Here is a 14,888-nt window from a genome sequence, read left to right on the forward strand (position 1 = left end):
AACCACTCTTTTCAGCGAGATGAGTTGCTATGATTGAAATTAACTACAGGCAAATGCAACGAGTGCATGCTTTTCTAGCAATGAATTACTAAAGATATCTAAAGCTTGTTCACCTTTTATCAAACTTGCATTGAAAACGCACACAAAATTAGAGCTGGTTCTCCTTTTTACGCTTCCTCTACCGCTCATTGCACAAGTTAACTGGAATGCACCAGAGAGTATTGATGTAAAAAATGTCAAAGTATCAACTGCAAGCGGGCAGGCTGTAGTTGTAACTGCCAATCAATTCGCCAGCAATGCAGCCCTTAAGGCCTTGGAGAAAGGTGGTACCGCCATGGATGCGGTTATCTCCGCTCAGACAGTACTTGCTGTCGTTGAGCCACAAAGCTCAGGTTTAGGTGGTGGGTCTTTTCTTTTGTATTGGGATCAAGCAAAAAAAGTTTTATTCGCTCTTGATGGAAGAGAGGCTGCCTCAGCTCAAGTCGAAGAAGACATGTGGATGACATCTGATAAGAAAACAGTCCCATGGCTGCAGGCTACAAAAAGTCTCTCCGCAATAGGAGTCCCAGGGACAACAGCATTACTCTGGGAAGGACACCAACAATTTGGGCGTTTACCATGGGAAGTTAATTTCCAAACAAGTATTCAGATTGCCAAGGAGGGATTCATTCCAAGTCCTCGCTTACTGAGATCAATCTCTTTGGCAAAGGCATTAGGAATCAAGCATAGTCATGCTTTTAAATCTCTTTATCTCCCTAATGGCTCTCTCCCAACACAAACGATTCCATTTCGCAACCATGCATTAGCATCAACCTTAAGCCGCCTTGCAAAGGGAGGCATAAAAGAATTTTATCGTGGAGAAGTAGCCAATAGACTTATATCTGACCTCAAACTCCAACAGAAAAACAAGAAATCAGAACAGACAATCACTCATCAAGATTTAGCAAAGTATAAAGTCCAAAAACGTACTCCTATATGTCGTAAATACAGATCTTGGGAAATTTGTTCTTTCCCCCCTCCAAGTGGAGGAGGTGTCGCTGTATTACAAGCTCTTGGAACATATGAGATCCTCTCTAAAGAAAGCAGGTCAAAAGAAACGGTAAACCGTTGGCATTTTCTAGCCGAGTCTTTAAGGTTTGCAGATGCTGATCGTTCTCATTGGATAGGAGACCCAATTGATTTACCAGTACCTCTCAAGGGATTATTAGCAGACAACTATATAAAGGCAAGGGCAAACGTTATCCAAAGAGAATCTACAACATTTCGTCCTTCCCCAGGGGAACCAAAAGGTAGTGAATCATTGGATTTAGCAAGTCAACCACGGACTGCTGGTGGAGGAACGACTCACATGGTAGTAGTTGATATGGATGGGAACGTCGCCTCCTACACAAGCTCAGTTGAAACCGTCTTCGGAAGCAGGTATTTATCTGGGGGTATGATCTTAAACAACCAACTTACAGACTTCTCATTCTTATCAAATATCTCAGGGAAACCAATTGCCAATCGAATTCGCCCCAACAAGCGTCCTATGAGTTCTATGTCTCCAGTTATAGTATTTCGTAATAATAGTCCGGTTTTGGCCATTGGGTCACCAGGTGGCTGGCTGATCCCCCATTACATAACAAATGCATTAATTAGCGCACTAGATTTACAACTTTCCCCAAAAGAAGTAGTTAGCCAAAAGTTGTTATCTGTCCGGCCTAATTACACTGTGCTTGAAAAAAATGGTAACTGGTCAAAAAACCATAACAATATCCATGAAGGTCTAAAAAATCTTGGCCACACAATTAAATATAATAATTTTAGCAGTGGGCTAGCTATAATCAAATGGCATAAAGGAAGATGGCATGGTGCAGCTGATCCAAGAAGAGAAGGGAAAGCACTCAGCTTGCAATTCAAGAAAAAGCCTTGAAATCGGAATTTTACGAGTCTCTTGTAAAACCTCCATTGTTGGCTGAAAGTAGAATTTTTATTAGCCCTAGTCACTAGCTAATAAAGAGTTAAAACCTTTGATACTATTTGACAGAAAGAAATCACCAAAACTCATACCAAGAAGAGTTAAATCATATGGAAAACCTATTCGAACCATCAACAACAAAAACTTTCACTGAGTTTTCACAAAGAGCTGACTATTCACTCATGGATTCACTCCTAGCAGACCCTAAAGCAACCGACCATGGACAAGATCACCACCCTCGCCAAGTATTCTCCGGTCATTATGTACCAGTAACTCCCACTGCAATTCCGTCCCCAGAATACATCTCACACAGCAAATCCTTATTCAACGAACTGGGACTTAGCCATGAGCTTGCCCTTGACGAACAATTCCGCCGTCTCTTTTCAGGCGATATCACCGTGGCACAAAATCCAATGCGTCCAGTTGGGTGGGCGACTGGTTATGCGCTATCGATCTATGGCACAGAATATATAGAGCAATGTCCTTTTGGAACTGGCAACGGTTACGGTGATGGCCGAGCAATTTCTGTTTTCGAAGGCCTCTTTAATGGAAAACGCTGGGAGATGCAACTTAAAGGCGGAGGGCCGACACCCTACTGCCGTGGAGCCGATGGACGGGCCGTTCTTCGTTCCAGTGTGCGCGAGTTTCTTGCTCAAGACTATATGCAAGCCCTAGGTGTTCCTACTACACGCTCTCTGACGCTATATGTCTCCCGATCCGAAACTGTACGCAGACCTTGGTACTCACAAACCTCTAATTCAATCGACCCCGACATCCTCGTGGACAACCCTGCAGCGATCACAACACGCGTGGCACCATCTTTTCTACGTGTCGGTCAGATTGAGCTATTCGCTCGTCGAATACGCAGTAAGACACATCATAATGCGCTGAACGAGCTGATGATGATCGTGAAGCACCTGATCAAACGGAACTACGAGCAAGAGATTGATCCAAGTCTTACCTTTAGTGATCAAGTGGTAGAACTAGCCCAATTATTTCGTGAACGACTTATTTCACTCGTAGCCAATTGGATACGTATTGGCTACTGCCAGGGTAATTTTAACAGTGATAATTGCGCCGCTGGTGGCTTCACGCTGGACTACGGCCCCTTTGGGTTCTGCGAACTCTTCGACCCTAAGTTTCAACCCTGGACAGGAGGCGGTGAGCATTTCGCATTCTTCAATCAACCGGCTGCTGCCGAAGCCAATTATCAGATGTTCTGGGCATCTATCCGCCCCTTGCTCAGCCATGACAATGAAGCTATGGGGAGACTAGATCAACTTCGAGATGGCTTCGCAGAAGCTATGAGTCAGAAGATGGAGGCTATGTGGGCAAACAAACTCGGACTAATCAACCATGACACAACTCTAGTGAACGAGTTGCTACAGCTAATGATTCTATCAAAGGTGGACTACACAATCTTTTTCCGAAAGCTGTCTCACATTCCAAACCAATTCACAGCCTTGAAAGAAAGTTTCTACCTTCCCTGCTCAGAGCAAGTTGAGGCACAGTGGAATAGCTGGCTACAACGGTGGCGGGATCGCCTCAAAACCTGCGGTGATCTCAAAGTGATATCTTCAAAGATGAAACGCATCAACCCCAAATACACCTGGCGTGAATGGCTTATCGTACCAGCTTATAAGAAGGCTGAGGAAGGTGATTATAGTCTTATCAAAGAACTACAGGATGTATTCAAAAACCCCTATGACGAACAATCATCAGAACTGGATAAGAAGTACAATCGCCTAAAGCCCAAGGAATTCTTCAATACTGGAGGCGTATCCCACTACAGCTGTTCATCTTGACATCACTAAAAAGTCATAGACTAAATCCATCTTTTACCCCAAGTCATTATATCTCTATCTAAAATAAATACATAATAGACACAAGTGTTATTTTGTTGATTAGCATTTGTTAAATCATAAGTGATTTTGGATCTATAAAGCCACCAATTATTCCGATCATCATCACAAAAGCTGCAATAACAATTAAGGCAACAGGCCAAATAAATCTAAGTTGAAGTTGATCCATAACAAAAATCTTTTTATCCATTATGCCGCTTTAATTCATATCATTTTGTTTTTCGTCTATTCTTGATCAACAATGTACCATTCTCATTGGTTATAAATAAAAAAAATAACTTCAGTATCGAACTGCCACATACATGTCATGTGATCAAATTAAATTGTTATAGACAATTTGTGAGGCATTAAGCATTCAATTGAGTATTTTTAAGTGGTCGAGGAAAAGATTTGTGCTGATCATTGCAAAAGCCAGTAGTCATCTCATTCACACAACCTAATTTCAAGTGTCTCTTTCATATGACTACAATTATCTATTGGCTAATGAGCAATGAAAAGCTATGGATACCAAGGGATTAGAACAAATCCCTAAAACCTTTTGAACATTATTCCCTCTTTTCAACAACTACAAACAATGCGCACAAAAATGTCCCCTAGAAGAGCTTTGCTTACTGCAGCAATAATGTCCATTGCTCCAACGATTCTCTTCACTATTTTCTCTGAAAAGTATTCAGTTTCTGGAGTTCTCATTGCATCTATTCTCATTAATTGGCCAGTAATTCGGTGGCTTGATGATCGTCAGTGGTATAGAGAATGGATAAGAAAGGAATCTAAATAATAAAATTGACCCCTAAATTTTCTTAAAAATGAGTGCTATAAGTAGATCTAACATGGGCTAATTAAAGTAACAATAGAGTTATAACAAAGGACTAAGGGAATTAAGGAATCTCTTCAATAATGACTTTTAGCTTTGCTCAAACTTATCTTGTTGTGTTTTCTCTTCTATTTTGTCTAAACAGCTAGAACAAAAATATGTCCTTTTTTTTCTCAAATAGGGCTTTGCTGATCTTTCTATACTCATATGACAAAGAATGCATTTAAAGATTGGCATTTTTTATATGATCTCCACAAATATTCACTACATCACTACCAGCCATATAACCTTAACTTGAAAGTAATTGAGCATTCTTTTTTTCATAAAAACATCCATATCTGCGCCCTATTCCATTTAGAATCCAAAGATAAAAGAAAAAATCACTGGGGTTCATAAGCTTCCTATAATAATTTTATGACTTACGTGGTGTTATATCTTGCTTGCATAGTGTGTATTTGGTGGGCTTATCGTGTTGGCTGGCTAGAAGCTCTTAAGACAATTATCGGTATATTAGTTCCATCAGCATTGATCATTTTGTTCAATTTGAAAGCTGGTCGATTGCTTTTTAAAAGTCCTATAGTTGGAATTATAAGTATTCTACCAACTGCTTTTTTTATATACCGAGGCTCTCTCCCTTTGGTAACTACAATCAATAGTTGGATTGATAGAAAAACTAATGACTTTGCTGAATCTCAAGATGTAGTTGATGTAGAAGTTATTTCCAAAGAGGATTCTTAACGTGAAATTAAGCAAAAGAACTATGAAATCTATTAATTCACAAATAAATGAATACGCATTACTCAATGCCGACTCCTTTCAAAGCCCTGATAAAACAGGGCTTTTTTTTAATGTAAAAGAGAACTTTATGCAACTACTTTCTTAGCAGTATCTTTAAGTGCATCAACCGCTTTCTCTACCGTTTCTTTAACAGGGTTATTAGTAGATGGAGCAAGGGCTTGCAACTCACTCTTAAGACATTTCTCTCGTTCAAGCAAATGTCTTTTTTGCTTCTCATAAGCATCCTCTAATCTTTTTCGTTGATCCACTACTGAATCAATTTCTTCTTGGTGTTGTTGAAGTTTTAATTGAGCCATCTCGCTATCAGAGATCACATAAATAGGGTGATAGAAAGATGGAGCAAGAGAGAAGCGAGTAACTGAATACATAGCTACAAATGCAAAGTACAAATTCACTATGAACCAAATAGTAGGTTTAGATGGTGATACAAACCGTAGGGAAATATGCGGTATCTACACCGAACTTCGGTCTCTACTACAACCCACCCCCGTAATAACCGACACAAATAAATGGATATCTCAGAATCTAATATTGAGAAGGTATCTCAAAGATTAAAAATTCTTGTTAAAAATTTTCCACATTGGTCCTAATCCACGAACCTTTAGTCGAATCAACTAACTACTTATCTTAATTATTCAATTTAAAACAATTTCTTAACTGCAATCCCCACATAGCCAATCACTAGTCATCTTCACGGTTCATCCAACTTATCCAATTTGCTGAAATCTCTTTTGGACAAGCAGCCTCACAATCAAGATTGTTACTACAACTCCCAAATCCCTCAGAAAGCATTTGGTGTTTCATTTGTGAAGCACGTTTCGACCTAAGTAACTGACCTTGAGGTAATTGACCTAAATGCGCAAGCTTGGCCGCAACAAAGAGACTTGCTGAAGCATTTCTACAACTGGCTATACAAGCTCCACATCCGATACAGGTTGCCGTTTGAAATGAAGAGAAAGCATCAGTTTGATTAACTTTAAAAAAGTTTGCATCTGGAGCCTTCCCAACATCATCAGAGCAAAAACCACCAGACATGATCAACCTATCAAGAGAAGATCGATCTACTACAAGGTCCTGAATTACTGGAAAGGTTTTTGTTTGCAATGGTTCAAGAGTTAGTGTCGTATGGTCTTTAAAGTTTCGTAAATATAGTTGGCAAATAGTAGTTGCATCTTTGGGGCCATGAGGCTGACCATTTACAAGGAACCCACAACTTCCACAGATTCCTTCCCTACAATCATGGTCAAAATTTATTGGTCTATCACCATTGAGAATTAACTCTTCGTTAAGCTTGTCGAGAGCTTCTAATAAAGACAAATTAGTCGATAGATCTTTAAGGGTATATTCAACAAATTGCCCTTTACTTAATTGAGATTTCTGACGCCAAATACGAAAAACAAGCGAGATTTTTTTCATCACTGATAACTACGTTTATTTGGTTTAAGAAGACTGAAGGACAAATTTTCTAAATGCTTTATGGGCTCCGAGCCTGGAACATATTCCCAAGCAGCAATATGTGCATAATTCTCATCATCTCTCATAGTTTCGCCTTCTGGAGTTTGATATTCTTCACGAAAATGGGCCCCACAAGACTCTTTCCTGGAAAGCGCATCAGAGAGCATTAACTGAGCTAGTTCAAGAAAGTCAGCAACCCTCAAAGCCTTTTCAAGTTCTGGGTTTGGACAATTAATTTCAATGGGGATTCTAACTTGATGATGAAACTTTTGCTTTAATAACTTGATTTCTTCCAAGCCTGCAAGCAAACCACTCTCATTTCTAGTAATTCCACATCTATTAATCATTATTTCACCCAGTGCACGATGAAAAATATCCACAGGAATTTCCCCTTGGACATTAATTAAATCATCTATTCGCTTTTTGGTGTTTTCCAAAGCATCTTGACATGCCTGATCCATTTCATGTGAAGAGATTGAGAAAGTGTGACCTTCCAACCATGAATGAATGGAGCAAGGACCAATGAAATATCCATCAGCTAAACACTGCAATAGAGCATTAGCACCTAAACGATTCGCACCATGAACAGTGCAATTTGCTTCGCCCAATACAAACAATCCTGGGAGAGTACTCATTAAGTTGTAATCAACCCACAATCCTCCCATTGTGTAATGAGGTGCAGGATAAATACGCATAGGCATTGTCATTGGATCTTCTCCAACTATTCGCTCATACATCTCAATCAAGTTGCCATACTTTGCTTTAATTTCTTGAGCCCCTTTTTTTTGAATTGCATCGCGCAAATCAAGGTATACTGAACGCCCATCATTCCCTACACCAAAACCTTGATCACAAAGCTCTTTAGCTCTCCTAGATGCAACATCTCTAGGTACCAAGTTTCCATAACTTGGATATAAACGCTCTAGGAAGTAATCTCTCTCCGATTCAGAAATCTCAGAAGGGTCCCTTATATCATGACTACGCCTAGGGAGCCAAATTCTTCCATCATTCCGCAAACTCTCACTCATTAAAGTTAATTTACTCTGATATTCTCCCCCTACTGGAATGCATGTAGGGTGAATTTGTGTAAGAGATGGGTTAGCAAAAAATGCTCCTTGTTTATGAGCTCTCCAAACAGCACTGGCATTAGATTTAATTGAATTTGTAGAAAGAAAATAAACATTACTATATCCACCTGTTGCAAGAATTACAGCATGAGCCTGAAAAACCTCAAGCTGACCATTAAGCAGATTACGAGTAACTACTCCTCTAATAACGCCATTGAGGTTGATAAATTCAATTACATCTCTCCTAGGTAAGAGTTCTACTCTTCGGCTCCCTACCTGACGCATAAGTGACTGGTAAGCACCATAAAGAAGTTGCTGCCCTGTTTGCCCACGTGCATAGAATGTTCTACTGACAAGTGCACCCCCAAAACGACGGGTCGAGAGCAATCCATCATAATCTCGAGCAAAAGGTACTCCTTGATTTACACATTGATCAATAATTGAACTACTTATTTCTGCAAGTCGTCGGCAACTTGCCTCTCGTGCTCTAAAATCACCTCCACGAACAGTGTCTACAAATAGTTCATTTACTCCATCACAATCATCCTCTCTGATTTTCTTTGCAGCATTGATTCCTCCTTGCGCAGCAACAGAATGAGCACGACGAGGACTATCGTTATAGGTAATAAGCTTTACTGGAAATCCTTGTTCGGCGAGAGTCGCCGCAGCCGAGGCCCCCGCAAGCCCACCACCAACAACAACAATTTGCAGTTTATTCTTATTCCCTAAAGAAATATATGGAAGACTTTTTTGAATTCTTTCCCATGCACCATCTATGTTCCCTAAAGGTATGCATGGGTCAAGGAAATAACTCATTAATAATTAATCATTGATCTGCCAATTAAAGCTGTTACTAAAATAAACCCACCACTAATTATCACAGACAAGCCACGCCCAAGAGCTCTTATTAATGAAGAATTTAAAGGAGTTAAAAGTCCAAGACTTCGCTGAGATGATTCAATTCCATGGAAAAGATGTAAAAGTAAAGCTAATGAACTCAAGATATAAAAACTAGAAGTTACAGGAGAGGAAAGGAATAATTGCAATGTAACGAGTTCAGATCCATCAGCTGGACGAGGGAATCTAAGTTGTCCAAGATGAATAAAAAGGAAATATAATAATACAACTCCGCCAATTGGTTGGCTTCGCGCAGCAAAAATAGCTAGAAAATTTTTTCTCCTAGACACTAAGTTTGAGTTGCTTCCATTTTGGGAATTACTTATAACCTTAACAAGGGTTAAAAATATGTGAGTCAAAGCAATTGCAACCAAACAAAGCTCGCACATAATTACCCAAGAAGCTGAATGCAATGCTGTCGCATAAAGCTCAAAGGGAATTGGGGCTATTATAGCTATAAACAATCCAAGCAAATGAATAACTAAAAAAAAGAGTAAAAGCAAACCAGAACTAGCAAGAAAAATCCTCCTCAAACTCTTCTCAAAAGTATCTACTAAAAATCTTAGATAACAACTTCCTAAAAAAACTATTGCTTAGTATTTATTTTTGCAAAATTACTAATTATTTGTGCTGATTAATCACTGATCGACTGCTCTTTCCATCAGCTTCTAAGACCTGGTTGCGACAGGTAAAACCCTATTAGAAAACTAGCATCACTCCAAAAACGAAGTCACCATAGTTACTTCAACAGCTTTATCAGGTAAACATTCCGTTGGATAAGAAATCACATTCTTAGCAGTGAAACCTACGCCGATTGCAACTAATCCAATTACAAACATCCATTTAGATCTTTCAGAAGTAAGAGAATTTTTCACAGCGTAAATAATCGAAAAAACAAATTTTGTTGTTGGTTCTCCATGACCACTAAAGCATTTTCAACAACTTGCTGTCTTTTAATCATGCAAGAACTTAAAAAAAAGCATCCTAATGCTGTCTAAAAAGTGCATCAGCGGAGATTTAATCAACTCGTCCTTAATATATATCCTGCAATCATGTTCAATAGATAAAAAACTTTTAGTAGTGGAAGCTGAATAGATTCTCTCCGACAAATAAATGTTTAGGAACCTATGCCACCCTGTTGATTAAAATAATTGAATGAAATGGCAACACCAACTTTCATGAAAGTTTTCCACATTACGTTAAAGCCTGAATGTGGGGATCAATATTGTGAAGTTTATATGCGAGTGACTAAGGGATCGATACATCGCTTAAACAGGAGAAGATAGTTTTTTCTTTGTGGAGCTTGGAGAAAATAAAAAGCACTCGTTACTGAAAGGCCAAAGAGGCTTGCTCACTTAGATGAAGTATGAGGGTTTATAAAAGAATTATCACCTGAACTTGGGATTAGTGATCCTGTCTGTCCTAGACATTGCTTCCTATGAAGATGATCAACGTAAATAGAAAGATAAGTTATTTTCCCATAGCTCTTCTTAATTTTGTTGCTTCATCCATACCTTCCATGATCGTGAAGGTTGCATTCTCTGTTGCCGCTTTACGTATTTTACTAAGCTCTTGATATTCCACTGATTCATAAGCCTCAACCGCTGCACGCATCGAAGGGAATTCACAAATAACCGCGAGGTTTGCTCCCTCCGTTTGTTCTTTACCTTGTGGCTGCATATCTTTTGCGAAGACATTACCCTCAACTGTTTTTAACCAGGGTCCTACCTTTTCTACGTATTGATCAAAAAGTTCATGGTTGATAACTGTTGAGGTTGAGATCCAATAACCTTTTGCACCTTTTTTGTCCATAAGATTTAAGTGATTTCAAAAGAAGAGCATTTGTCCTCCATTGACACTAAAGCATTAAAAAAGCTCAAGGATCAGCAGAAATTTATATTTTGGGAATTTTTGAGGAGGAACTCGTTTCACTATCTCTTTAGATCCTAGTCGAGGCATCAAGATTTGAACTTGCCACCTAGTGATCAAAAAAAAAATATAACTCAGCAAGCATAAAACAGAAGCCTTGCCCCTCTCCTGGCAAGACTTTAACCACTACAAAGATGCCTACAAAGTTCTAAAGGAGGTCTATAGAAACATTGACTTTTGAGATGGTAATTAGTAAGACCACACTTACTATGAAATCGTAGAGATCACGCATTAAACCAAACTCCTTCTTTTTTCTAACTGAATGGACTTAATTATAAATTCACTTTTAATTATTCCATCAAAAGAACTAAAGTGGCGCTTTTCTAGATCATCAGGTCCTGGAGGGCAAGGGGTAAATACCACTGATAGTCGTGTTGAGCTTATTTTCGATATAAAAAACTCCTCAATCATTAGTCCCTTTCAAAAGATTAGATTGCTTGAGCAACTGCAGAATCGAATTAGAAATGGTTGCGTAAATATCGTTGCTACAGAAGAACGATCCCAATATCACAACCGCAAATTAGCATTAGTCCGTTTAACAAACCTTTTACAAGAGGGATTGAAAGCACCCCCAAAATCAAGGGCAGCAACTAAGCCCACCCGTGCCTCACAAAATCGTCGTCTTACCACGAAGAAACATCGCGGTGAGTTGAAGAAAAAACGTCAACGAAAATCTTCCATAGATGACTAAACGGAACTACTGATTAATCAAGCATTAGCTTAATCTCTATATATGGGAAAACCATGTAACAACAACTAAATTGAGATTTTTTTATCAACGTCTCTTTAATAAGCAATTATTATTAATGGCAATAGAAATTAGAGAGGGAAGCAATTACTTTAACTACTTCAAAACAACTTATTCGATAGATTAAGTAAAAGCTAATTTGCTAAAAGCTTATTGACTATAGTTCTATTTATAATTCCATAAGGGTGATATAAATGCATATTCAACCTATTATTTATTCCCAATGAAGAGCTTATATATTTTATTTTTTTGACTTTTGAAAACTGAATATTTTCATATAAAGAAATCTTAGCATTTTCAAACTCTATAACTGACTCTGCTTGTGCTGGAGATATCGTACTAGATGTATTCTTAATAGCATCAAGTGCTAATAAACTAGTTCCACCTACTGCTAAGAGTGAAATAGCTCCTAATTTAATTAACCTCTTAGTCCTAGATGTTGGCTTTGATTGATTTAAATCTCCTTGAATCAGAGACAAGGCATCAACAACAAAATTTTCAAGTGGATTATATGTTGCTCTATTTTTGATTTCTTCCTTCTGTATAGAAGGTGAAAGTATTGTCAATTCATTCTCTTCAACGGTGTTTAATAATGTCTGCTTTGAAAGGTATTCGTCATATTTACTTAATGAGTAAATAGAAACTCCAAGAATCATAGGGAAAAAGAATAGACTTATAAACCCATAGCTAATTGCTGGATAAGAGCCAACTGTGGTCTCTACTCCCAAGGGAAGAAAAAAGCTAACCATTAAATAATTAAATTTGAACAACTAAACCATTCCTATCAGCAAAGGTCCATGAGTATTTATTCCTTTTTGGTAAGAACTGTTATAAAGGTTGTCCTTATATACGTATTCAACCCTTCTTTTTAGGTTATACCAAGAGTGGCCAGATAAAGGCATTTAAAATGAAGAAGGCTCCGCATCTGCAAACTAGTACCCCAGGGTCTCTCCCTTGCAATGTCTAAAAAAAATAGATATATATAGGAAGCTGATACTATTTAAATAATGTTCACTCTAATTACTGTATCTTTCTCTTTGTTTTTTATTGGTATAACTGTATGGACGATCATCACTTACTTAGTTAAAGAAGATTCCCAAAAGGTTATTAAAGAAGAACTTAAGAACTTGTTTGATATTTGTAAGATGTTCTTTCTATCTCTAAAGAGCCTAATAGGAGTATTAGCAAAGTATTCCTTTTCTTCTAATTCAGGCGAAACAGCTTCTGCTGAGTCAAATGGATTAGATGAACAGCTATTAAAGTTTGTTCAAGCAGTTGAACCAGTTGAATCGCCATCATTTGAATTGTCAGTTCAAGAAGATGAGGACACTGCTCTTTCTTCATTCAGTCCAGAATTGATTGAAGTAATTAATGAAGAAGAAGAAAAAGTTGCTTAATTTAAGTGATCGCACTCCTAGAAATGGAGCTTGGACTATTTAAAACAAAAACATATTTGCTACATATAGAAAAAACTAAAATTTTAAGCTTAACAATTTTCCAACCTATGTTTTTTACTGAGATCCCATACAAAAAAGATTTTAACCAGTGTCCATAGAGAGCCAACTATAAACCATGCCTATTGATCTCAGTGATCTTTGGAAACTCATACTAGCAACTACTTGCTAACCAATTTTTCAACTAAAGTTGGGGAGAGGTATTAAATAAAACGATAACTAAGAATGAATCTTGATTAGAACTTTCAAACCTCAATAAATTAAAAATGCTGGATATATCTATCTATGCCTAACTTCAGTCATAACGAATTCTTAGCATTGAAAGCAACTGATTATGATTGTTGCAAAAATGACAAGTCGTTAACCTTTCCATAGAAAAAAGAGACAGATCATGAGATTGGGTGAGAAATAACAACTAAATCTTTTCTATGATTCAAGACTTCGTTTTCCTCAGGATTATCATGGTTTTCCACAGTTATTCCACCGACTAGTATCAAGATTAGTTTACTTAACTAGCCCCTGTGGATAAGTAACAATTAATAAAAAGCTTACTGGCAGACTCTGGCCACAAAACGATATAATTTGTTTAAGAAATTTTTGAACCCGAGATAATCCTTATAGAGACACATTCTCAAGATAAGACGACTTAATAACGGAGAGTATAAAAACTCTCTTGACTAGCCATAAAAAACAAGTCGATAGTAAAGACAGTTCGAGAAGAATGATCAAGAATGGACCACAAAACTTTCAATCCGAAACAACACTTATCACCCCTTAATAGGGATTTGAAAATGAGTTCTGTGGTTAGTTTTATATCCGATGTCCCTGCACCCATAAAGGCTTCTATGGAAGCTTTTATAAAAAGCCATCCAAACTGGGATCAACATAGGTTTATTCAAGCTGCTATAGCAAAATTCCTAATTCAAAATGGAATCAACTCGAGCTCGATTACACGTCTATATATCGAAAATGTTTTTCCTCAAAAACTTTCTAAGAGAGAAATGCTGTGAAATTAGAAACGGAAATATCAGAAGTTCTTTATGAAAAGATGAAGGCCTTCATCAAATCAAATCCAAAATGGACTCAAGACAGCTTTATGAGTTCATCTCTAGCTAATTTTTTGTTCCAAAATGGATGTAAAAATGAGGATGTTAAAGAGAAATTCCTTCAAGACTTATTTTAAGGCTCTGTCAATCGAAAGAAGCAGAGAAAAATATGCTGCTAATTCTAAATTCAAGAAGACTTGCTTGCAGAATTGCTCTGTCGAATCATTGGAAAATTCTAGTAGATTTGTGTAAGACTTATTCAAATAACTCACGAGCAACCCCTAGGAAGAAACCTATCAACACTTGGGCAAGTTTGATACCTCTTCGTTCCTTTGAACTGAAGGATTCTTATAACAACATCGCTCAATGATGGGAGATATGCCTTCCTCTAATTCTTTTAGTAGCTCATTTTTGAATACCTCTCTATTCTCAAGCGTTGGTGGTTCGTACCCTGATTCTTGAGCATCTACTAAAAGAGCCAAAATAGTTCTATGAAAAAGAGGATGACGTAAAGACATTTCTAGCAACAACCACAACTGCTATCGGAATCATTTTTACTTTCAAGTGCTGTGTTTTCGAATGCATCTGCAACATCCCTAAGCATTACAGCAATAAATTCAGAAGGACATTTAAGTTGATTAATATAGCCTGCACATTGCTGAGCTATGCCCTGCATAGCAGGAAGAATTATTCTGTCGACCTGCTCATCTGTTGGTTGCCAAATCTCTTCGCACTTATCAGTCATTAAACAAAAAGCATTCAGAAATCCATCATGCCGCTTTTCTGTTGTATTTCTCTTAGCATTCAGTGTTTGCAGATATAGAGAAACTGTAAAGGATTTTTCAACTAAATAAATTGATA

Annotated in this window: 19 protein-coding genes; 9 read left to right on the forward strand and 10 right to left on the reverse strand. The window is 37.8% G+C overall.

The annotated features are described in order from the left end of the window. Positions 1-130 precede the first annotated feature (130 nt). Together O5636_RS04805 and O5636_RS04810 are read left to right on the forward strand one after the other, a co-directional pair. Positions 131-1,912, forward strand: a complete 1,782-nt coding sequence (locus tag O5636_RS04805; protein ID WP_269623476.1) for a gamma-glutamyltransferase family protein — start codon at positions 131-133, stop codon at positions 1,910-1,912. A gap of 155 nt (positions 1,913-2,067) precedes the next feature. Continuing rightward, entirely contained in the window at positions 2,068-3,762 is a 1,695-nt protein-coding gene (locus tag O5636_RS04810) for a protein adenylyltransferase SelO (RefSeq protein WP_269623526.1), read from the forward strand. Between the two features lie 109 nt (positions 3,763-3,871). Here the strand turns inward: O5636_RS04810 and O5636_RS04815 are convergent, their stop codons facing one another. Continuing rightward, positions 3,872-4,009, reverse strand: coding sequence for a hypothetical protein (locus O5636_RS04815; RefSeq protein WP_269623477.1), 138 nt, complete (start codon positions 4,007-4,009; stop codon positions 3,872-3,874). 384 nt (positions 4,010-4,393) lie between these two features. On the opposite strand from O5636_RS04815, the gene O5636_RS04820 reads away from it, so the two are divergent. Next, positions 4,394-4,597 carry a hypothetical protein gene (locus tag O5636_RS04820; protein ID WP_269623478.1) on the forward strand — a complete coding sequence of 68 codons (204 nt, stop codon included), beginning with the start codon at positions 4,394-4,396 and terminating at the stop codon, positions 4,595-4,597. Between the two features lie 450 nt (positions 4,598-5,047). After that, the gene (locus O5636_RS04825) at positions 5,048-5,371 is read left to right on the forward strand and encodes a hypothetical protein (RefSeq protein ID WP_269623479.1); all 324 of its coding nucleotides are present in this window, start codon (positions 5,048-5,050) and stop codon (positions 5,369-5,371) included. A gap of 125 nt (positions 5,372-5,496) precedes the next feature. Here the strand turns inward: O5636_RS04825 and O5636_RS04830 are convergent, their stop codons facing one another. After that, positions 5,497-5,799, reverse strand: a complete 303-nt coding sequence (locus tag O5636_RS04830; protein WP_269623480.1) for a hypothetical protein — start codon at positions 5,797-5,799, stop codon at positions 5,497-5,499. Between the two features lie 28 nt (positions 5,800-5,827). Between O5636_RS04830 and O5636_RS04835 the strand changes: the two genes are divergently transcribed. Further along, positions 5,828-5,986: a hypothetical protein gene (locus O5636_RS04835; protein ID WP_269623481.1), complete on the forward strand. Its 159-nt coding sequence runs from the start codon at positions 5,828-5,830 to the stop codon at positions 5,984-5,986. Positions 5,987-6,112: 126 nt separating this feature from the next. Here the strand turns inward: O5636_RS04835 and O5636_RS04840 are convergent, their stop codons facing one another. The 5 genes from O5636_RS04840 to O5636_RS04860 all read right to left on the reverse strand — a co-directional run bounded on the left by O5636_RS04840 (position 6,113) and on the right by O5636_RS04860 (position 10,662). Continuing rightward, positions 6,113-6,847, reverse strand: a complete 735-nt coding sequence (locus O5636_RS04840; protein ID WP_269623482.1) for a succinate dehydrogenase/fumarate reductase iron-sulfur subunit — start codon at positions 6,845-6,847, stop codon at positions 6,113-6,115. Further along, on the reverse strand, positions 6,847-8,769 hold the full coding sequence (locus O5636_RS04845; protein ID WP_269623483.1) for a fumarate reductase/succinate dehydrogenase flavoprotein subunit: 1,923 nt from the start codon (positions 8,767-8,769) through the stop codon (positions 6,847-6,849). Before O5636_RS04845 ends, O5636_RS04840 begins: the two co-directional genes overlap by 1 nt. Next, on the reverse strand, positions 8,769-9,353 hold the full coding sequence (locus tag O5636_RS04850; protein WP_269623484.1) for a succinate dehydrogenase: 585 nt from the start codon (positions 9,351-9,353) through the stop codon (positions 8,769-8,771). Before O5636_RS04850 ends, O5636_RS04845 begins: the two co-directional genes overlap by 1 nt. 210 nt (positions 9,354-9,563) lie before the next feature. Beyond that, entirely contained in the window at positions 9,564-9,725 is a 162-nt protein-coding gene (locus O5636_RS04855) for a hypothetical protein (RefSeq protein ID WP_269623485.1), read from the reverse strand. Between the two features lie 595 nt (positions 9,726-10,320). Continuing rightward, the gene (locus O5636_RS04860; RefSeq protein WP_269623486.1) at positions 10,321-10,662 is read right to left on the reverse strand and encodes a DUF1330 domain-containing protein; all 342 of its coding nucleotides are present in this window, start codon (positions 10,660-10,662) and stop codon (positions 10,321-10,323) included. A 379-nt stretch (positions 10,663-11,041) separates the two neighbouring features. Here O5636_RS04860 and arfB point away from each other — a divergent pair, with 379 nt between their 5' ends. Further along, complete coding sequence (gene arfB / locus O5636_RS04865; protein WP_269623487.1) at positions 11,042-11,470, forward strand: alternative ribosome rescue aminoacyl-tRNA hydrolase ArfB; 429 nt, start codon at positions 11,042-11,044, stop codon at positions 11,468-11,470. A gap of 191 nt (positions 11,471-11,661) precedes the next feature. Here arfB and O5636_RS04870 read toward each other — a convergent pair whose 3' ends face one another. Beyond that, complete coding sequence (locus O5636_RS04870; RefSeq protein WP_269623488.1) at positions 11,662-12,276, reverse strand: hypothetical protein; 615 nt, start codon at positions 12,274-12,276, stop codon at positions 11,662-11,664. A 258-nt stretch (positions 12,277-12,534) separates the two neighbouring features. On the opposite strand from O5636_RS04870, the gene O5636_RS04875 reads away from it, so the two are divergent. The 3 genes from O5636_RS04875 (at position 12,535) to O5636_RS04885 (ending at position 14,164) form a co-directional block, all read left to right on the forward strand. Further along, a complete protein-coding gene (locus O5636_RS04875; protein WP_269623489.1) occupies positions 12,535-12,924 on the forward strand; it encodes a hypothetical protein in 390 nt (129 codons plus the stop codon). A gap of 848 nt (positions 12,925-13,772) precedes the next feature. Then, a complete protein-coding gene (locus tag O5636_RS04880; protein WP_269623490.1) occupies positions 13,773-13,991 on the forward strand; it encodes a DUF2811 domain-containing protein in 219 nt (72 codons plus the stop codon). Continuing rightward, entirely contained in the window at positions 13,988-14,164 is a 177-nt protein-coding gene (locus O5636_RS04885; protein ID WP_269623491.1) for a DUF2811 domain-containing protein, read from the forward strand. The genes O5636_RS04880 and O5636_RS04885 overlap by 4 nt, the downstream gene beginning before the upstream one ends. A 159-nt stretch (positions 14,165-14,323) precedes the next feature. Here the strand turns inward: O5636_RS04885 and O5636_RS04890 are convergent, their stop codons facing one another. Further along, positions 14,324-14,545 (reverse strand): carbonic anhydrase, encoded by a 222-nt coding sequence (locus O5636_RS04890; RefSeq protein WP_269623492.1) that lies wholly within the window; start codon positions 14,543-14,545, stop codon positions 14,324-14,326. Positions 14,546-14,547: 2 nt separating this feature from the next. Beyond that, complete coding sequence (locus O5636_RS04895; RefSeq protein ID WP_269623493.1) at positions 14,548-14,772, reverse strand: hypothetical protein; 225 nt, start codon at positions 14,770-14,772, stop codon at positions 14,548-14,550. Positions 14,773-14,888: the final 116 nt, after the last annotated feature.

Origin of the sequence: Prochlorococcus marinus str. MIT 0918 (assembly GCF_027359415.1) — a bacterium.
In the GTDB taxonomy this organism is placed as follows: Bacteria; Cyanobacteriota; Cyanobacteriia; order PCC-6307; family Cyanobiaceae; genus Prochlorococcus_E; species Prochlorococcus_E marinus_C.

Excerpts from the sequence above, each read along its gene's own strand:
- O5636_RS04825 (WP_269623479.1), top strand. The coding sequence starts at position 5,048 with ATGACTTACGTGGTGTTATATCTTGCTTGCATAGTGTGTATTTGGTGG.
- O5636_RS04890 (WP_269623492.1), bottom strand. The coding sequence starts at position 14,545 with ATGTCTTTACGTCATCCTCTTTTTCATAGAACTATTTTGGCTCTTTTA.
- O5636_RS04830 (WP_269623480.1), bottom strand. The coding sequence starts at position 5,799 with ATGTATTCAGTTACTCGCTTCTCTCTTGCTCCATCTTTCTATCACCCT.
- O5636_RS04845 (WP_269623483.1), bottom strand. The coding sequence starts at position 8,769 with ATGAGTTATTTCCTTGACCCATGCATACCTTTAGGGAACATAGATGGT.
- O5636_RS04840 (WP_269623482.1), bottom strand. The coding sequence starts at position 6,847 with ATGAAAAAAATCTCGCTTGTTTTTCGTATTTGGCGTCAGAAATCTCAA.
- O5636_RS04870 (WP_269623488.1), bottom strand. The coding sequence starts at position 12,276 with ATGGTTAGCTTTTTTCTTCCCTTGGGAGTAGAGACCACAGTTGGCTCT.
- O5636_RS04820 (WP_269623478.1), top strand. The coding sequence starts at position 4,394 with ATGCGCACAAAAATGTCCCCTAGAAGAGCTTTGCTTACTGCAGCAATA.
- O5636_RS04880 (WP_269623490.1), top strand. The coding sequence starts at position 13,773 with ATGAGTTCTGTGGTTAGTTTTATATCCGATGTCCCTGCACCCATAAAG.
- O5636_RS04875 (WP_269623489.1), top strand. The coding sequence starts at position 12,535 with ATGTTCACTCTAATTACTGTATCTTTCTCTTTGTTTTTTATTGGTATA.
- arfB (WP_269623487.1), top strand. The coding sequence starts at position 11,042 with ATGGACTTAATTATAAATTCACTTTTAATTATTCCATCAAAAGAACTA.
- O5636_RS04835 (WP_269623481.1), top strand. The coding sequence starts at position 5,828 with ATGAACCAAATAGTAGGTTTAGATGGTGATACAAACCGTAGGGAAATA.
- O5636_RS04815 (WP_269623477.1), bottom strand. The coding sequence starts at position 4,009 with ATGGATAAAAAGATTTTTGTTATGGATCAACTTCAACTTAGATTTATT.
- O5636_RS04895 (WP_269623493.1), bottom strand. The coding sequence starts at position 14,772 with ATGACTGATAAGTGCGAAGAGATTTGGCAACCAACAGATGAGCAGGTC.
- O5636_RS04860 (WP_269623486.1), bottom strand. The coding sequence starts at position 10,662 with ATGGACAAAAAAGGTGCAAAAGGTTATTGGATCTCAACCTCAACAGTT.
- O5636_RS04810 (WP_269623526.1), top strand. The coding sequence starts at position 2,068 with ATGGAAAACCTATTCGAACCATCAACAACAAAAACTTTCACTGAGTTT.